The 16,161-nt window shown below is 52.5% G+C and carries 15 protein-coding genes and 2 tRNA genes; 16 read left to right on the forward strand and 1 reads right to left on the reverse strand.

What is annotated here, in order from left to right; genetic code table 11:
- Positions 1 to 51 precede the first annotated feature (51 nt).
- A tRNA-Asn gene (locus ASF90_RS12310) sits at positions 52 to 128 on the forward strand.
- Positions 129 to 174: 46 nt separating this feature from the next.
- Here the strand turns inward: ASF90_RS12310 and ASF90_RS12315 are convergent.
- The gene (locus ASF90_RS12315) at positions 175 to 717 is read right to left on the reverse strand and encodes a GspH/FimT family pseudopilin (protein WP_055850128.1); all 543 of its coding nucleotides are present in this window, start codon (positions 715 to 717) and stop codon (positions 175 to 177) included.
- Between the two features lie 141 nt (positions 718 to 858).
- Here ASF90_RS12315 and uvrB point away from each other — a divergent pair, with 141 nt between their 5' ends.
- The 15 genes from uvrB to ASF90_RS24255 all read left to right on the forward strand — a co-directional run.
- Entirely contained in the window at positions 859 to 2,880 is a 2,022-nt protein-coding gene (uvrB, locus tag ASF90_RS12320; protein ID WP_055850131.1) for an excinuclease ABC subunit UvrB, read from the forward strand.
- Positions 2,881 to 2,976: 96 nt separating this feature from the next.
- A tRNA-Val gene (locus ASF90_RS12325) sits at positions 2,977 to 3,051 on the forward strand.
- Between the two features lie 609 nt (positions 3,052 to 3,660).
- Positions 3,661 to 3,903, forward strand: coding sequence for a hypothetical protein (locus tag ASF90_RS12330; RefSeq protein ID WP_055850133.1), 243 nt, complete (start codon positions 3,661 to 3,663; stop codon positions 3,901 to 3,903).
- A gap of 36 nt (positions 3,904 to 3,939) precedes the next feature.
- On the forward strand, positions 3,940 to 5,613 hold the full coding sequence (locus ASF90_RS12335) for a type IV secretory system conjugative DNA transfer family protein (protein WP_055850135.1): 1,674 nt from the start codon (positions 3,940 to 3,942) through the stop codon (positions 5,611 to 5,613).
- Positions 5,614 to 5,998: 385 nt separating this feature from the next.
- Positions 5,999 to 6,373: a hypothetical protein gene (locus ASF90_RS12340; RefSeq protein ID WP_055850137.1), complete on the forward strand. Its 375-nt coding sequence runs from the start codon at positions 5,999 to 6,001 to the stop codon at positions 6,371 to 6,373.
- Between the two features lie 71 nt (positions 6,374 to 6,444).
- On the forward strand, positions 6,445 to 7,365 hold the full coding sequence (locus ASF90_RS22235) for a type IV secretion system protein (protein ID WP_082473504.1): 921 nt from the start codon (positions 6,445 to 6,447) through the stop codon (positions 7,363 to 7,365).
- Positions 7,362 to 8,132, forward strand: coding sequence for a TrbG/VirB9 family P-type conjugative transfer protein (locus tag ASF90_RS12345; RefSeq protein WP_055850139.1), 771 nt, complete (start codon positions 7,362 to 7,364; stop codon positions 8,130 to 8,132). The genes ASF90_RS22235 and ASF90_RS12345 overlap by 4 nt, the downstream gene beginning before the upstream one ends.
- Positions 8,129 to 9,388 carry a TrbI/VirB10 family protein gene (locus tag ASF90_RS22240; RefSeq protein WP_082473505.1) on the forward strand — a complete coding sequence of 420 codons (1,260 nt, stop codon included), beginning with the start codon at positions 8,129 to 8,131 and terminating at the stop codon, positions 9,386 to 9,388. Before ASF90_RS12345 ends, ASF90_RS22240 begins: the two co-directional genes overlap by 4 nt.
- 11 nt (positions 9,389 to 9,399) lie before the next feature.
- Complete coding sequence (gene virB11 / locus ASF90_RS12350) at positions 9,400 to 10,437, forward strand: P-type DNA transfer ATPase VirB11 (protein WP_055850142.1); 1,038 nt, start codon at positions 9,400 to 9,402, stop codon at positions 10,435 to 10,437.
- A 108-nt stretch (positions 10,438 to 10,545) separates the two neighbouring features.
- A complete protein-coding gene (locus ASF90_RS22245) occupies positions 10,546 to 11,490 on the forward strand; it encodes a lytic transglycosylase domain-containing protein (RefSeq protein ID WP_082473528.1) in 945 nt (314 codons plus the stop codon).
- A 62-nt stretch (positions 11,491 to 11,552) separates the two neighbouring features.
- A complete protein-coding gene (locus tag ASF90_RS12355) occupies positions 11,553 to 11,945 on the forward strand; it encodes a TrbC/VirB2 family protein (RefSeq protein WP_055850144.1) in 393 nt (130 codons plus the stop codon).
- Between the two features lies 1 nt (position 11,946).
- On the forward strand, positions 11,947 to 12,249 hold the full coding sequence (locus ASF90_RS12360) for a VirB3 family type IV secretion system protein (RefSeq protein ID WP_055850146.1): 303 nt from the start codon (positions 11,947 to 11,949) through the stop codon (positions 12,247 to 12,249).
- A gap of 93 nt (positions 12,250 to 12,342) precedes the next feature.
- A complete protein-coding gene (locus ASF90_RS12365; RefSeq protein WP_055850148.1) occupies positions 12,343 to 14,775 on the forward strand; it encodes a VirB4 family type IV secretion/conjugal transfer ATPase in 2,433 nt (810 codons plus the stop codon).
- Positions 14,776 to 14,845: 70 nt separating this feature from the next.
- The gene (locus ASF90_RS12370) at positions 14,846 to 15,619 is read left to right on the forward strand and encodes a hypothetical protein (protein WP_153066570.1); all 774 of its coding nucleotides are present in this window, start codon (positions 14,846 to 14,848) and stop codon (positions 15,617 to 15,619) included.
- Positions 15,620 to 15,675: 56 nt separating this feature from the next.
- Positions 15,676 to 16,161 (forward strand): type IV secretion system protein (locus ASF90_RS24255; RefSeq protein WP_236699246.1); only part of this gene is annotated, 486 nt, incomplete at its 3' end.

Here is a 16,161-nt window from a genome sequence, read left to right on the forward strand (position 1 = left end):
GTAGATAAGGGGTTGCATCTTCGGGAAAGTCTGTCTAGAATACGCCTCCCTGCCCGAATAGCTCAGCCGGTTAGAGCACTTGACTGTTAATCAGGGGGTCGTTGGTTCGAGTCCAACTTCGGGCGCCAAGATGTTCAAAAAGCCGCGACATGTCGCGGCTTTTTGTTTGCTTGCTTATCGGCCCGCACAGCTGGCAAGGGTGGTATAGCGCACGGTGCGGGCTCTTCCAGAGTTGTTGACCACGACGTCGGCGAGTCGCCGAGCGTTGCTGCAGAGACTGATGGTGACGTTTGTCCCGCTGCTGCGGCCATTCGGGAGGAAGCGGACGATTGATCGTCCAGCTGTACTGGTGATGTTGATGCCGCCGGTGGCGGAGGTATGCTCCACTCTGATCACGGATGCGGCACTTAGCGGCTGCCCGCCGTGGTCTGGATCCTTGAAGAGGATCCATCCGCGGCTCCAGTCGCGATCTGTGTGGCAACGCGCGCCATCTGCAGACGGGCAAATGCTGACAGGCGCGCTTTGGCTCACGGCGAGGCCTCTGGCCATCGCAAGATGCGCCGTCAGCAAGTGCACAAGCGTGGTTGCTCGCTGCCACTCGATTAGGCTTTTGACGCTTGGCAACCCTATGGCTGTACCGATGCCGATGACCGCCATCACGATCAGCAACTGGGCTGCGGTGTACCCTCTCGCGCTCGAATGAGTTACTGCCCGCATCGCGCCTCTCCTTAGGGTCGAGCGAGCAGTCTCAACGTTGACCGGCGGCCAGGTAACGCCTGCTTCACTCACGCAGGCGTCAGACTTTTCCTGACACTGACCTCCGTTATTTCGTGCAGCCTTCCCCCCGAGATTCGCTCCATGACCGACCGTTTTGAGCTCGTATCCCCATACTCCCCAGCCGGCGACCAGCCGGCGGCCATCGACAAGTTGGTGGCCAACTTCGAGGCCGGCCTGGCCAAGCAGACCCTGCTGGGGGTGACCGGTTCGGGCAAGACCTACACCATCGCCAATGTCGTGCAGCAGGTGCAAAAGCCCACCTTGGTGATGGCGCCGAACAAGACGTTGGCGGCGCAGCTGTATGGCGAGTTCAAGTCGTTCTTCCCGAACAATGCAGTCGAATACTTCGTCAGCTATTACGACTACTACCAGCCCGAAGCCTACGTGCCGTCGTCGGATACCTTCATCGAGAAGGACAGTTCGATCAACGAGCACATCGAGCAGATGCGTCTATCGGCGACGAAGACCTTGCTGTCGCGGCGCGATTCGCTGGTGGTTGCCACGGTATCGGCGATCTACGGTCTTGGCGCGCCGGAGGACTATCTGTCGCTGCGTCTGATCCTGTCGGTGGGCGAGCACATCGATCAGCGTCAGTTGATCCGCCATCTCACCGATCTGCAGTACACCCGCAACGAATTCGAGCTCACGCGCGGCGCGTTCCGTGTGCGTGGCGAGGTGCTGGATGTGTTCCCCGCGGAGTCGGACACCGAAGCATTGCGCATCGAATTGTTCGATGGCGACATCGAGCAGCTCACTTTGTTCGACCCGTTGACCGGCGAAACCCTGCGCAAGCTGCAGCGTTACACCGTGTATCCCAAGACCCATTACGCCACCACGCGTGAGCGCACGCTCAGTGCGGTCGACACGATCAAGGACGAACTGAAGGAGCGGCTGGAGCAGTTGTATTCGCAGAACAAATTGGTCGAAGCGCAGCGTCTGGCGCAGCGCACCCAGTTCGATCTGGAAATGATGGCCGAAGTGGGCTTCTGCAACGGCATCGAGAACTACTCGCGGCATCTCACCGGCAAGGCGCCAGGCGAGCCGCCGCCGACGCTATTCGACTACCTGCCACCGGATGCGCTACTGGTGATCGATGAGTCGCACGTGACCATTCCGCAGATCGGTGCGATGTACAAGGGCGACCGTTCGCGCAAGGAAACGTTGGTGGAGTTCGGCTTCCGCCTGCCGTCGGCGCTCGACAACCGGCCGTTGCGCTTCGAAGAGTGGGAGGCGCGTTCGCCGCGCAGCATCTACGTGTCCGCGACGCCTGGTCCTTACGAGTTGCGGGAGTCTGCCGGCGAAATCACCGAGCTGGTGGTGCGTCCCACGGGATTGATCGATCCGATCGTGGAGATACGTCCGGTCGGCACACAGGTCGACGACCTAATGTCCGAAGTGCACGAGCGCATCAAGCTCGGCGATCGCGTGTTGGTCACGACGCTGACCAAGCGCATGGCTGAGAACCTGACCGAGTACCTGAGTGAGCACGGCATTCGCGTGCGCTATCTGCACTCGGATATCGATACGGTCGAGCGCGTGGAGATCATTCGCGATCTGCGTCTGGGCAAGTTCGATGTGCTGGTCGGCATCAATCTTCTGCGCGAAGGTCTGGATATGCCGGAAGTGTCATTGGTGGCGATTCTGGATGCGGACAAGGAAGGCTTCCTGCGGTCGACCGGCTCGTTGATCCAGACCATCGGTCGTGCCGCACGCAATCTGCGCGGCAAGGCAATTTTGTATGCCGACAAGATGACGCGCTCGATGAAGGCTGCGATCGACGAGACCGACCGTCGTCGCGAGAAGCAGGTGGAGTACAACCTCGAACACGGCATCACGCCGAAGTCGGTAGCACGCCCGATCTCCGACATCATGGAGGGCGCGCGCGAGGATGCGGCCGAAAAACGTGCCGGCAAGGGGCGGTCGAAGTCGCGCCAGGTTGCCGAAGAGACGCCCGACTATCGTGCGATGAAGCCTGCGGAAATTGCCGGCAAGCTCAAGAGCCTGGAGCAAAAGATGTATCAGCACGCCAAGGATCTGGAGTTCGAGGCAGCGGCGCAGATTCGCGACCAGATCCAGAAATTGAAGGCGGCAAGCCTGGGGTAGGGCGGAGTGACAGGCGAAGCGCAGGGAGGGCTTGTGGTCGGCAAAACCCTGCGCTAGAATGCGCGCCCTGCACAGCGCAATGCTGACGCAGGATTCGGGCGGTTAGCTCAGCGGTAGAGCACTACCTTGACATGGTAGGGGTCACAGGTTCGAACCCTGTACCGCCCACCACTTCAAGTCCAGAAAGCAAGGGCTTGAGTGGGTAAGAGACTGGTAGCAGTAGCTGCCATTGACCTGGACGTGAGCGACTCAGAGGCTGGTGCAGCTCAGGTAGGCCTTCTGCCAATTCCTAGACATTCAACCCACTTCCTTCTTCGCCTCGTCAAAATACGTCGAATCGAACGCGTGTAACTGTGGGTGTTGCCTGCTGCGTGACGACCTGGAAAGCCCGACATTTCCCGCGCAGGTGCACCGCATGGCGCAACCGTATCGCGATGGTGGGGCGGAAAGCATCTGGTATGGACCATGCCGTTGCCAGTGCGGCGTAATCTTCGCCGAGCGCCCGCATTCGATTGCCGCCGTGCAACCTGCCAGCTCGCGATCTAGCTCGATCGCGTGCCGCGCATGGGGTGGTCGTCCACTGCTGATAACGCTGAAACGGCCGGCCGACGCTTGTTTGGCCGCAGCCGACCCGGCAGAAAGGTCGGATCAGGTTCGCCAGCTCAGGTCCTGAAGCGACGCAGGTTGGCTTGTGCGGTCATGCGTGGCGCCGAAACCGCTTTCTCCGTCACACGTCTTGCTTTAGCATCGCCTCCGCGCTGACGGAAAGGAAGGCTGACGATGGACGAGTATCAGCACACCGTGCTGACCAGGGGTGGTTACCGCATCGTGGCGATTACGCGCGACGAGGTGTATGCACCCGATGCGGTGGTGGCGTATGCGGTCGTGACCGATGCGGGAACGCGAATAACGCCGGATCTTTCTTTGGATCAAGCCAATGTATGGATCGACTCGCTCGTCGAAAGTGAGAGCGGGGGCCGCAAGACGGACCTGATCGACCACAAGCCTGTCGTCCGTCGCTAGAACGCTGTCCAGATGCAAGCCTAGGGAGAAGGGCGCATGTCCAAAGCCAAAATAATCGCGATCGCCACTGCGGTGGCAGTGCTCGCCGGATATCTGCTGTCCGGCTATGTGACCCTGCTGCTGCTGCGGCTCGATACAAGCCTGTACAGCTGGGACACCTATTACCGCTACTACAGCGCATTGGGGTTGCCGCAAGTTGCTGCCTATGCCACCAAGATCAAGATGTCTGGTGTCATCGGCTTCGGTTTTCCGGCGCTCGTTTGGATCATCGGCATTGCCCTGATTCTCAAGCCCAAGGCGCCCGCGCTGCACGGCGATGCGCGCTTCGCCGGGGCTGCGGATCTCGCCAAGCACGGGCTCTTCAAGCCGAGTGGGAACGGCATCGTCGTCGGCAAATTCAACGGCAAGCTGGTGCGTCTGAGCGGGCAGCAATTCGTGATCCTCGCCGCGCCAACGCGCTCGGGCAAGGGTGTGGGTGTGGTCATCCCGAACCTGCTTGAGTACCAGGAATCGATCGTTGTGCTGGACATCAAGCAGGAGAACTTCGATCTGACCAGCGGCTGGCGAGCCAGCCAGGGGCAAGAGGTCTTTCTGTTTAACCCGTTTGCCGAAGACCGGCGCACGCATCGCTGGAATCCGCTGACTTACGTGTCGAATGATCCGGCGTTTCGCGTCTCGGATCTGATGAGCATTGCCGCCATGCTGTACCCGGATGGATCGGACGACCAAAAATTCTGGGTCAGCCAGGCGCGCAATGCGTTCTTGGCCTTTGCCCTGTACTTGTTCGAGAATCAGGACGAAGAGCTTGCTCTCGGCTTTCCTGGCGGGGCAGGCGCTCCCACGCTGGGCGGAATCTACCGCCTGTCGTCGGGCGACGGTAGCGACCTCAAGAAGTACTTGAAGTCATTGTCAGAGCGCCGGTTCCTCAGCAGCAATGCCAAGTCGGCCTTTTCCAATATGCTGTCCCAGGCGGATGAGACCTTCGCGTCCATCATGGGCACCCTGAAAGAACCGCTGAACGCATGGATCAACCCTGTGCTGGATGCGGCCACCAGCGCCGACGACTTCCTGCTCACGGATCTACGCAAGAAGAAGATGACGATCTACATCGGCATCCAGCCCAACAAGCTGGCCGAAAGCCGTCTGATCATCAATCTACTCTTCAGTCAGATCATCAACCTCAACACCCGCGAGTTGCCGAAGTCCAACCCAGAACTCAAGTACCAGTGCTTACTGCTCATGGACGAATTCACCTCGATCGGCAAAGTCGACATCATCGCGACGGCGGTCGCCTACATGGCCGGCTACAACATCCGTCTGTTGCCCATCATCCAGAGCATGGCGCAGCTGGATGCGACTTATGGCAAGGACCTGTCGCGCACCATCATCACCAACCACGCCTTGCAGATTCTGTACGCGCCGCGCGAACAGCAGGACGCGAATGACTACTCGGAGATGTTGGGCTATACGACGATTAAGAAGAAAAACATCACCCGGGGCCGGGAGACAACCCGCAGCGTGTCGGAAGAGCGGCGGGCATTGATGTTGCCCCAGGAACTCAAGGCGATGGGCAACGAGAAGGAAGTGTTCCTGTACGAGGGCATCCCGCATCCTGTGAAATGCGAGAAAATAAAGTACTACGAAGATAAGTACTTCACTTCACGACTGCTTGCTAAGACAAAAGTATCAATTCTTGGCATAAAAACGTGACATGCGTCACTTATTTATGATAATTTCTCATAAATTAGTGAGCTGCATCACTTTTGGCTTGACTGTTGGTCCGTAAGTAGGCAGATTGCGCGGCAGGGATGGCAATCTGGCGGTAGCTCGATCTGCTGGCTTGTTCAGGAATGGGGTTACATGGAGTGTAAAAATATTTTATGTGTGACGAAACATTCTTGTCCAAATCTTTTACAAGCGTTCGCCTTACTAGCGGGCGATTTGTTATGCCTGAAATACTTGGAAGGTCCTCGGTTTTTAGAGTTGGTCCGCTGAAAGCTAAAAACCTGCCGTCGCAGGCGCGAAAGAAAAATGTTCTATTGGTTATGGAGATTAGGGCGTGAAAAGAGGTCATTCGTTGAAAATCCTATGTCTTATGCTGACCATGCTTGCGCTAGCGTCCTGTGCAACAAAGCCTGCTGCAGATTTCGGCGGGAGATGGAAGCCGGTAAATCGTTTTGCAGAGACTCCGATGGAGTTGCCGCTGCATGCTTCTTACGTCTATCAGGCAACTCCGATGGACGGAACGCTTAAAACAATGTTGGAGCGTTGGGTCAAGGACTCAAACATGACGCTTGCTTACAACATCACTTCTGATTACACGCTTTACGCTGCGGTCGCAAAAATCGAAACAGCTAGCGTAAAGCAAGCGGTGGACGAGCTTAGTGTTGTTTATGCCGCCCAGGGAGTGCACGTTTCAGTTGTTGGAAATCAGATAGTGGTTCAGCCCGTCTCTCAGTCAGCTGGATGATGCCTCAGTTCTAGTCTCTGCGCTAATAAAATACGCAGCATTTTTGCAAAATAGGTGGAAGCGGATTACTTATGTTCCGTAAGAAAGAACCCAGTCATCAAGTTGATCAAGTGCTTGCTAAAGCGGTCAACTATGAGTTGACAATTGCAGATCTTGCGCAACGTAGCCAACGACGTGCCTGGATGGTGGCAACCACTTCGTTAGCGGTATCTGTCATGTTGGCAGGTGGTTATTACTACATGCTGCCGCTTAAGGAAAAAGTTCCTTATCTCGTGATAGCTGATGCTTCCACCGGAACTGCCACCGTTGCTCGCCTCCAAGGTGACTTCTACAACCAGCAGATCACCTCTAGTGAGGCGATAAATCGTAGTAACGTTGCGCAGTATGTGACTGCTCGCGAGTCCTACGATTCAGAGATTATGACACTGCGGGATTGGAATCTCGTTTTTATCATGTCTACTGCACAAGTGGGTGCTGGACATAAGCAGCTGTATATGGAAAATAACCCGGATAACCCTTTTCTGAAGTACGGAAAAGCAAAGTCGATTCGCGTTAAAATTTTAAGCATCACTCCCTTGGGGCAGCGAGCTTCCGGCGGATTTAGAGGGGCTGCTGTCAGAATACAGCGAAACTTGTATGAAAAAACTACTGGTATCTCGACTTTTATCGACAATAAGTTGATTACCTTGGCCTTTGACTACAATGATAATTTAAAGTTAGATGAGCAAGATCGGTTGCAGAATCCCTTGGGATTTCAAGTGACCGAGTATCGCGTCGACAATGATTATGATAAGGCTCCGGCGGACGTAGGTGCTCCTGCAAATGGCCCGAGTGTGTCGGTTGTTGGCGTCCAGCCTCAGGTTACTGCAAACCCGAATTCAGACCTAGCTGCTCCCGCGATTGGCGTTGCAGTACCCACAACGACAGAGCCTGACGCGGCGAGATCGGCCGAAGGGATTTCGATTGGAACTGACGGAGCAAGAGGTCAATGAAGTATAGGAATAAATTGATAGTGTGGTTCTTGGCCGCGATAGCAGCAGTCGGATCAGCAGTTAGCGTTCATGCGCAAGCTGTTGACTATTACGACTATAAGGCTGATCAGATCTATCCGATCCGCGCTGGTTTAGGGATTACAACACAAATTGAATTGAATCCTAACGAGAAAATTCTCGACTACAGCACTGGTTTCAGTAGTGGCTGGGAACTGACTCGTCGAGATAATGTTTTTTATCTAAAGCCGAAGAACGTCGATGTTGATACCAACATGATGGTCAGAACCGAAACGCACTCATATATCTTTGAACTCAAGGTTGTTGCTACTGACTGGCGTGAGCTTGAGCAGGCGCGTCGCGCCGGCGTTCAGTACAAGGTGGTTTTCAACTATCCTAGCGACTCGCAGTTCTCTGTCGCAAAGAACACAGCCGAAGAAGATGCGAAGCCTTTACTAAGTACTGAGCTATCCAAAGATAGGCAGTATTATTTCGATTATTCCTACGCTACGCGTAGTCGGCTGGGGTGGCTTGTACCAGTTAGCGCATACGATGATGGCCGATTTACGTACTTGAAGCTGACTGACTCAAGCAAGTTTCAGACAGGAAACTTCCCGGCAGTGTTCGGTCGTGAAAAAGAGCACGGCGAAGATTTTGTAGTTAATACCACAGTTGAAGGGAATGTATTGATTGTCCATGGGACATATCCCTATCTAGTTATCAGACATGGAAGTAATGTCATCGGTCTTCGGAGGAACGTAAAGAAATGAGCCAAAATAATCCTCCCGAGAATAATGAGGGTCGCCAGGATAATAGCGATAACGACCGCTCACAGTCTCCAAGCAGTGGCCAAGATCCTAACAATCCCTATTTTGCTCGCACTCAAGCGCAGCCGTTGCCAAACCTGGATGCTTCAGCTCCTGAACTTCGTTCGGTGGAAGATCAGCGCCTCAATAGAAAAGCGCTATTTTTCCTTGGTGCGATCGTGCTTGTTTTGCTTGTGCTCGCTTTTTTCCTTTATAAGAGCGCTACCAACCGAAATGCCGCGGAAGCAAAAAAGGAGCCTACGGCGACTATAACCGCTCCCAGTCTTCCCAAAATGGGGAACGCCCCGGCGCAGGTTGAAGTTCAGCAAGACGTTCCCCCCATTTCGCTTGCGACGCCCCCCCTTCCTCCCCCGCAAACTTCAGATTATCCGCAGCCGGTTTATGCACCGAGCAATAGTCCTGCTGGTCCAACATTGGCTGAGCGACGGATGGCATCCGCGGGAGGTAGTGGCGCTACCGGTTCTGGCGGCGGCAGCCCGATGAGTGCCGAAGAGTATTCCAATTCGATCTTGGCCGGTCTTAATCCCGCAAGCGAGGGAGGGGCGGCTGGCTCGGAGGAAGGTAGCGAGGCTGACAAGCAAAAGGTAACAAGCGCACAGTTCATTCGACATCCAGATGCATTGCTCGTCCGTGGAACTTATTTGCGATGCATTCTGGAAACTCGGGTGATCACCGACATCCCCGGTTTTACGTCGTGCCTTATCACTGAGCCGGTTTATTCAATAAACGGGCGGACGTTGTTGCTACCAAAAGGCTCAAAAATTTACGGGAGCTATAGCGGCGGTCCGACCGGACGACGTGTTTCCGTAATCTGGGATCGTATTACTACACCGACAGGGATCGATGTGTCTATGTCAAGCCCTGGTATAGACGGCTTGGGTGGTGCTGGACATCCTGGGCAGTACGATGCGCACTGGGGCCAACGCTTGTCTTCGGCTTTGATGATTAGTTTGTTGGCAGATGCTTTTAAGTATGCTGCTGCTGAGTACGGTCCCGAACAGACGACAGTTTCCCAGACGGGTGTTGAAGTTCAGTCGCCTTATGAAAGCGCTACTGCTAGAACGATGGAGCGTATTGCGAATGATGCGGCAACAGAAAGTATGAGGCGGCCAGCAACTGTCACTATTAATCAAGGTTCGCTGGTTAGTGTGTATGTTGCCAAAGATGTCGATTTTACAAACGTACTGCCAAGAAGGTAACGAGAACGCACGTGGACGTAGAAGTTTCGCCCGTCTCAAAAGCATCTAGTGAATTTCTTGAGTACCAGTACAGCGTGCTTGGTATTCAGGGATACATGCTGTCGTCAGAAGTAACTGAGATCTGCATAAATCGCCCTGGGGAAGTGTATTTGGAGACCAGTGGTGGTTGGGAGCGAGTAGAGGTGCCTGGCTTGACTTTTGAGCGCGCGCGTCAATTCTGTACAGCGGTGGTAAATGAAAGTAATACGGGTCAGCGCATCACCGACGCTGACCCGGTTGTTTCGTTAACTTTTCCAACTGGGCAGCGAGCGCAATTTGTCGTTCCTCCCGCATGTGACGCCGGTAAAGTCTCGATTACGATTCGTCTACCCTCTAAACATACGAAAACGCTTTCCCAGTACCAAGAGGATGGTTTCTTCGATCAGATATTGGAGCACAGCGGGGAAATCGGCGAGCATGATAAAGAACTCCTGATGCTTCGCCAATGCCGACAGTATGCAGAGTTTTTCAGGCAGGCTGTTCTCTATAAAAAGAATATTGTTGTGTCCGGAGCCACCGGTAGCGGTAAGACGACGTTTATGAAGTCCTTGGTCAACCATATTCCGGGGACTGAGCGTCTTGTGACGATCGAGGACGCACGTGAACTTTTTATTTCGCAGCCCAATGTTGTCCATCTCCTTTATTCAAAGGGCGGGCAAAGTGCAAGTAACGTCACGGCCAAGAGTTGTATGGAAGCTTGCTTACGTATGAAGCCCGATCGAATCATCTTGGCTGAGTTGCGTGGCGATGAGGCGTTCTATTTCATACGAAACTGTGCGTCTGGACACCCCGGGTCGATTACGAGTTGCCATGCAGGTAGCCCAGAGCAAACGTGGGATCAATTGGCATTGATGGTAAAAGCGTCTGTCGAGGGGTCTGGCTTGGAGTTTAATGTGATTAAGCGGTTGCTGATGATGACCATCGATATCGTAGTCCACATTAAGGCGCACGAAGGTCGTCGATACATCACCGGTATTGATTTTAATCCGGAGAGGAGCTTTCAATCATGATGAGGAAAAGGAACACGCTTTTTCCAGTCCTGGGTGAAATAACCTTGATTATTTCTTTGCTCGAATCCACAGTCCGCTTAAATGTTGGCGACGAGAGAGGGGTATAGCGTGCTTCCTGGAATCGAAATGATGGCATGTGGAGAAATGGCTGCTCCGCTTTCGGTGATGCAGCACGTCGTCCACGTCGAGTCTTCTCATAATCCCTATGCTATTGGGGTTGTGGGAGGAAGACTTGTACGGCAGCCAAAGAATTTGGGCGAAGCACTATCCACTGTTCAGATGCTCCAGGAGAAAGGTTACAACTTTTCGCTTGGACTTGCTCAAGTAAATCGCTACAACCTATCGAAATATGGTTTGCAGTCTTATGAGCAAGCATTCCAGCAGTGCCCGAACTTGAAAGCCGGCTCCGCTATCCTTTCTGAATGCTATCAGCGCTCTGGGAAAGATTGGGGAAAGGCATTGAGTTGCTACTACTCAGGGAATTTTGTGACTGGTTTTCGGCATGGCTATGTGCAAAAGGTGTTCAATTCGATGGCACAAGCCAGTACGACGTCAGGTGCGGCTCCTATCCCGCTGATCGGCCAAATTCAGGGTCAAGTCAGGCAGCCGGTGAAGTCAGTCAAGGCATCCCTCCAGTCGTTGCCGGATCGTGTGTTGTCGCGTGTGATAGATGACCGTTTACATGGCGGTACCTCAGTGCCGGAGCAAGATGTGGCTCAAGTATTTCCTCAAAATGCCGCTGGCACAGAGGTTGGGTTGAAGCGCGCAGACCAGGGCAGGGCAGTGGGCTCCTTCCCCCAGGCCCAGCGAAGTGCGGGGGGGGGCACGCAAATGGCGGGTTCAAGGCCTGCAAACGCGTCACGATTGCCAAATGGCTCTCAAGCACCTCCAAGCCTTTCGGGCGACGGAGAAGTTGCCGTATTGATGAGTTCACAGGTACCGGTGATACTAGGTACCCCTCCAAAGCAAGCGGCCGCTGGCAGCGCTGCTGTTGTACCACCCCCTTCACAGCAGCAAAGTGTGAAAATAGGGGACGCGGCATTCGTTTTCTAGCCTCCGGCATGGCCGATCCGGTAGGTGCAGCACCATGTTGGGCCTTAACAAGGAGATTTACAATGAAACATGCCAAATTCACTTCCCCCGAAATCCAGCGTACCGCGAAGACCGTTGTTAAGTCGGCAATATTTGTTGCAGCCTTGTCTGCATCGTCAGCGTTCGCGCAAAACTTTGGTGGTACCGACACAAAGACCTGTGAATTTTTTACTAGTATCACCGGGATTCTCAACATCGCTTCGATCGCAGTGGTCACTATCGCCGTGATTTTTGCAGGTTATCAAATTGCCTTTGCACATAAGCGGATTGGCGATGTGGCGCCCATTTTGATCGGTGGTGTTCTGATTGGAGCAGCTGGCCAGATTGCTCGTATGCTGCTGGGTACTGGAGCTGGTGGCTCCTGCGGAGCGGTGAACGCATTTGTCACCCACAGCATGCCTTTCCTGACTGCTTGATATGAAGAAAAACGTCGTCTTCCGCGGTTGCACCAGGCCCGCAATGTTCTTGGGGGTGCCTTATGTTCCGTTTTTTATCGGTGCGGGCGGAACGCTGGTTTTCTCCATGTATACCAATTTGTTATACCTTTTTCTGATTCCCGTCATCATTTTCATAATGCGTCAAATGGCGCGGCGTGATGAGATGATTTTCCGCTTGTTGGGGTTACGCTGGCAGTTCAAATTCAGAGTGAGGAACGTTCGCGCCAACTCAGGGAAATGGATTTTTACACCCAATAGTTATCGGAAAAGTCCGCCACCGTGAAATCGGTGGGCTTTTGATAGTCTGGGGGTCGGCGTCGTTAGGCGCCGACTTCCTTGTGTTTTCAGTGTTACCCACAGGGGCTAGGTCAAGCTGATGTTCAACCCAGATACTTCCATAAGCGAATTCATTCCTTTCTCGTCTCATGTTGCGCCCAATGTAGTCAAGACGACTGGGGGCGACTACTTGCTGACATGGCACTTGGAAGGTTTGCCGTTTGTTGGTCGTGATGAATGGGAACTTGAACACCGGCATAATACTTTTAATAGATTGCTTCAGACCTTGCGAGCGCCAGATTTTGTGAATGTTGCTTTCTGGGTGCACGACGTGCGGCGCAGAAGAAAGCTTACTCAGAAAGGTAGTTACAGTAATTTATTTAACAGGCAGTTGTCTGAAAAATACTTTGAAATGTTGTCGTCTCAGCGGCTTATGCAAAACGAGCTCTATTTGACGATGCTTTACCGGCCAATGGTTGCCGGCAAGCGATTTGCAGAAAAATCTAAGGACATCAAGCGGTTGCAGGCTGCGCAAGAACAGGCTGTGGCGAAGCTGAGCGAGCTCGCCGGCAACGTTGAGGCGGTCATCCGGGACTATGCTCCCTATCGCCTCGGTATCTATGAAGCAAAAAATGGGGTTGTCTTTTCAGAGACGTTAGAGTTCTTTGCTTATCTTATCAACCGCATTGATGAGCCGGTCCCAGTTTTAACTGCGCCAGTCAATGAATATTTACCTGTTAGTCGGCATATGTTTTCCGCCAAAAGCGGTGATTACGTAATCAATACTCCTAATGGCGTAAATCATTTTGGCGCGCTTTTGAATGTCAAAGAGTATGCTGAGGGGACATATCCAGGAATTTTGAATGGATTGAAATACTTGGATTTTGAGTATGTGATTACGCATTCTTTTAGTCCTATCGGGCGTCAGGATGCTCTGCGCGTATTGGATCGTACAAAGGGAATGATGATCTCGTCCGGAGACAAAGCGGTTAGCCAGATCATAGAGCTGGATATGGCGATGGACCAGATTGCCTCCGGTAATTTCGTACTTGGTGAGTACCATTTCACGATGGCTGTTTATGCGGACAGTCAGGAAACCTTGACGCAAAATATCGCTTCTACGCGCGCGGAATTGTCAAACGGGGGGTTTGTGTCTGCTAAGGAAGACCTTGCAGTCGCATCGTCGTTTTATTCGCAGCTGCCGGGTAACTGGCGGTATCGCACACGCATCGCCAGTGTCAGTTCATTGAATTTTCTCGGTTTGTCTCCGCTCCATAATTTTGCGACGGGCAAGAGAAGTAATAATCCTTGGGGTGATTGTGTTACCACACTCCAGACCACAAATGGTCAGCCTTACTTCTTCAACTTTCATGCGACTCACCCGGGTGAAAATTCATTTGGAGAGAAAGCGATCGCCAATACAATGGTGATTGGTAAGTCTGGTACGGGTAAGACAGCACTTATCAACTTTTTGTTGAGTCAAGTGCAAAAGTATGAGCCTGCGCCGACAATTTTCTTCTTTGACAAAGATCGTGGTGCAGAAATTTTCGTGCGCGCCTGCGGTGGCAATTATCTTGCGCTTGATAATGGGATGCCTACCGGTTTCAATCCATTCCAGTGCGAAAGAAATGAAAGTAATGTACAGTTTTTAGCGGATTTGATTAAAGTGCTGGCAGGTAAGCGCGAATACAGTTCGAGAGAAGAAGAGGACATTTTCCGAGCGGTTGAAAATATGCTCGATACACCAATGCATCTGCGTAGCATGACTAACTTCCAGAAAAGCTTACCCAATATGGGTGATGACGGCTTGTTCGCACGTATGCGTCGATGGACCTCTGGTAACTCTCTTGGATGGGTGTTTGACAATCCCGTCGATACTATCGATTTGTCTCGCGCTAATATCATTGGTTTCGACTATACGGACGTCATCGATAATCCTGAAGTCCGTGTGCCAGTGATTAATTATCTGCTCCACAAGTTGGAAACTCTGATTGATGGTCGTCCGCTGATCTACGTCATGGATGAATTCTGGAAAATCCTTGATGGCGGCGGTGCCTTGAAAGACTTTGCGAAAAACAAGCAAAAGACCATTCGTAAACAGAATGGTCTAGGTATTTTTGCGACCCAGAGCCCAGAAGACGCCTTGAAGAGCGACATCTCGGCTGCGTTGATCGAGCAAACAGCGACGTTGATTCTCCTGCCTAATCCCAACGCGGATCGTGATGACTACATCAATGGATTGAAGTTAAGCGAGGCGGAGTATCAGGTCGTAATTGGATTGGACGAGCGCTCACGGTGCTTCCTTGTCAAACAAGGCCACGCTTCCAGCGTTTGTCAGCTCAATCTACGAGGCATGGACGATGCATTAGCAGTGATTTCAGCCTCGACTGACAATATCGAAATCATGCATGCCTCAGTCAATGATGCGGCTGCTCGGCTACACGTCAACGCAAATGATGTACCGCCAAATGAGTGGCTGCCGGCTTTTTACAGGGATAGGAAGGGCTCCGGCAAAGGGAAAGTAGTAGTTTAGATAAGTGGTTGATTGTTTGATGCTTGATTTGGTAGCTGTTGTCGCAACTATGAATAATAGGAGAGTTTCCATGAGTCGTCAGTTGAAAGTTGGATTTCCAAAACTAAAAGCCCGGATTTTGGCGTTTTCTTTGTATGCCAGCCTTGGTTTGACCTTGGTGCCGCTTAATGCAGGAGCTGCTGGCGTTCCGGTTATTGACTTGGCTGCGATTGGAGAGTCCATTAGGAATATGCTTGCCACCGTAAAACAGTGGGGAGTGGAGTACACCCAATACACTGAACAATTTCAGCTGCTTCAGCAAAACCTGGTTCAGTTGCAGTCTATGATTAATACGTTCGGACTTCCAAGTGGCGTCAAACTCGAGCCGGTGTCGCCTAATTTTGGATTCGAGCGTTGCGGCGGCGGTATCAGCTTTAGCATGTCGTCTATCACAAGCATGCTAAGTAGTTCTACCGGATTTGCGAATAGTAATCCGCGTGAGCAACAAAAGCAGCTTTGCGTGGCTATTCAGTATATGAAAAATCAACGCTACAACTACGTTGTTGGTTTTCTAGCTGAAACTATGCCGACCATGGATCAGAGCTTGAACAAGCTGATGTCACTTCGCAATTTCAGTGCAAAGCCAGGTGATCTTAATGCTTCCATGTATTCTCTGAATGATACGAACACGCGCATGACCAAGACTTTTGAGCAAGTGAATAATCAAGTCAAGGGTTATGACACATATATCGCCGCGCTGGAAGATAATCAGCGCGCCCTGACGCAAGATATGCTGCGTGGCAAGCAGAGTATATTGGGGACAGTTGTGAAAACTGCTGCTCTCGCTAAAGCGCTGGAAGACTAGTGAGTGGAGTTGTCGAGATGTTCGTCGTTGCCCGAATCGTTGATTGAGGTGTTGTAATGACAAATGGAATTTCAAATTTTGGGCAATGGATGAATCACCTGAGTGTTCAGGCATTTAGTCCATATCCGGCCGTGTCTTCGGTCGGAGACTTCGTGTTCTATCGCCAGATCATGAGCTATCTGACGAATAGAATCTCAGAGTTTGAGGCCGATTTGCTGGGACGGTTTACGCTCTGGGTCTCAGGCGTCGCGATGATCGTGCTGACGATCTGGGTGATGATTCAGGGCTTCAACATGATCACCGGGCGTAGCCGGGAGTCGATGGCCGCATTCATCGTGACGATGTGTAAAAGCGCATTGATCGTCACGATAGCGGCATCGATCGGGATGTCGAGTCCTTTCATTCAGAAATTCGTTAATGACGATGTAAAAAAAGAAATTGCGTATGCGATCACGGGCGAAAACAAGACGCCAGAAGATCAGGTAGACGAGAGCTTGGGATGGATGCAGGTCGCCTTGTCTAGCATTGACGTACTTGATGTC

The organism is Xanthomonas sp. Leaf148 (assembly GCF_001423585.1).
GTDB lineage: Bacteria > Pseudomonadota > Gammaproteobacteria > Xanthomonadales > Xanthomonadaceae > Xanthomonas.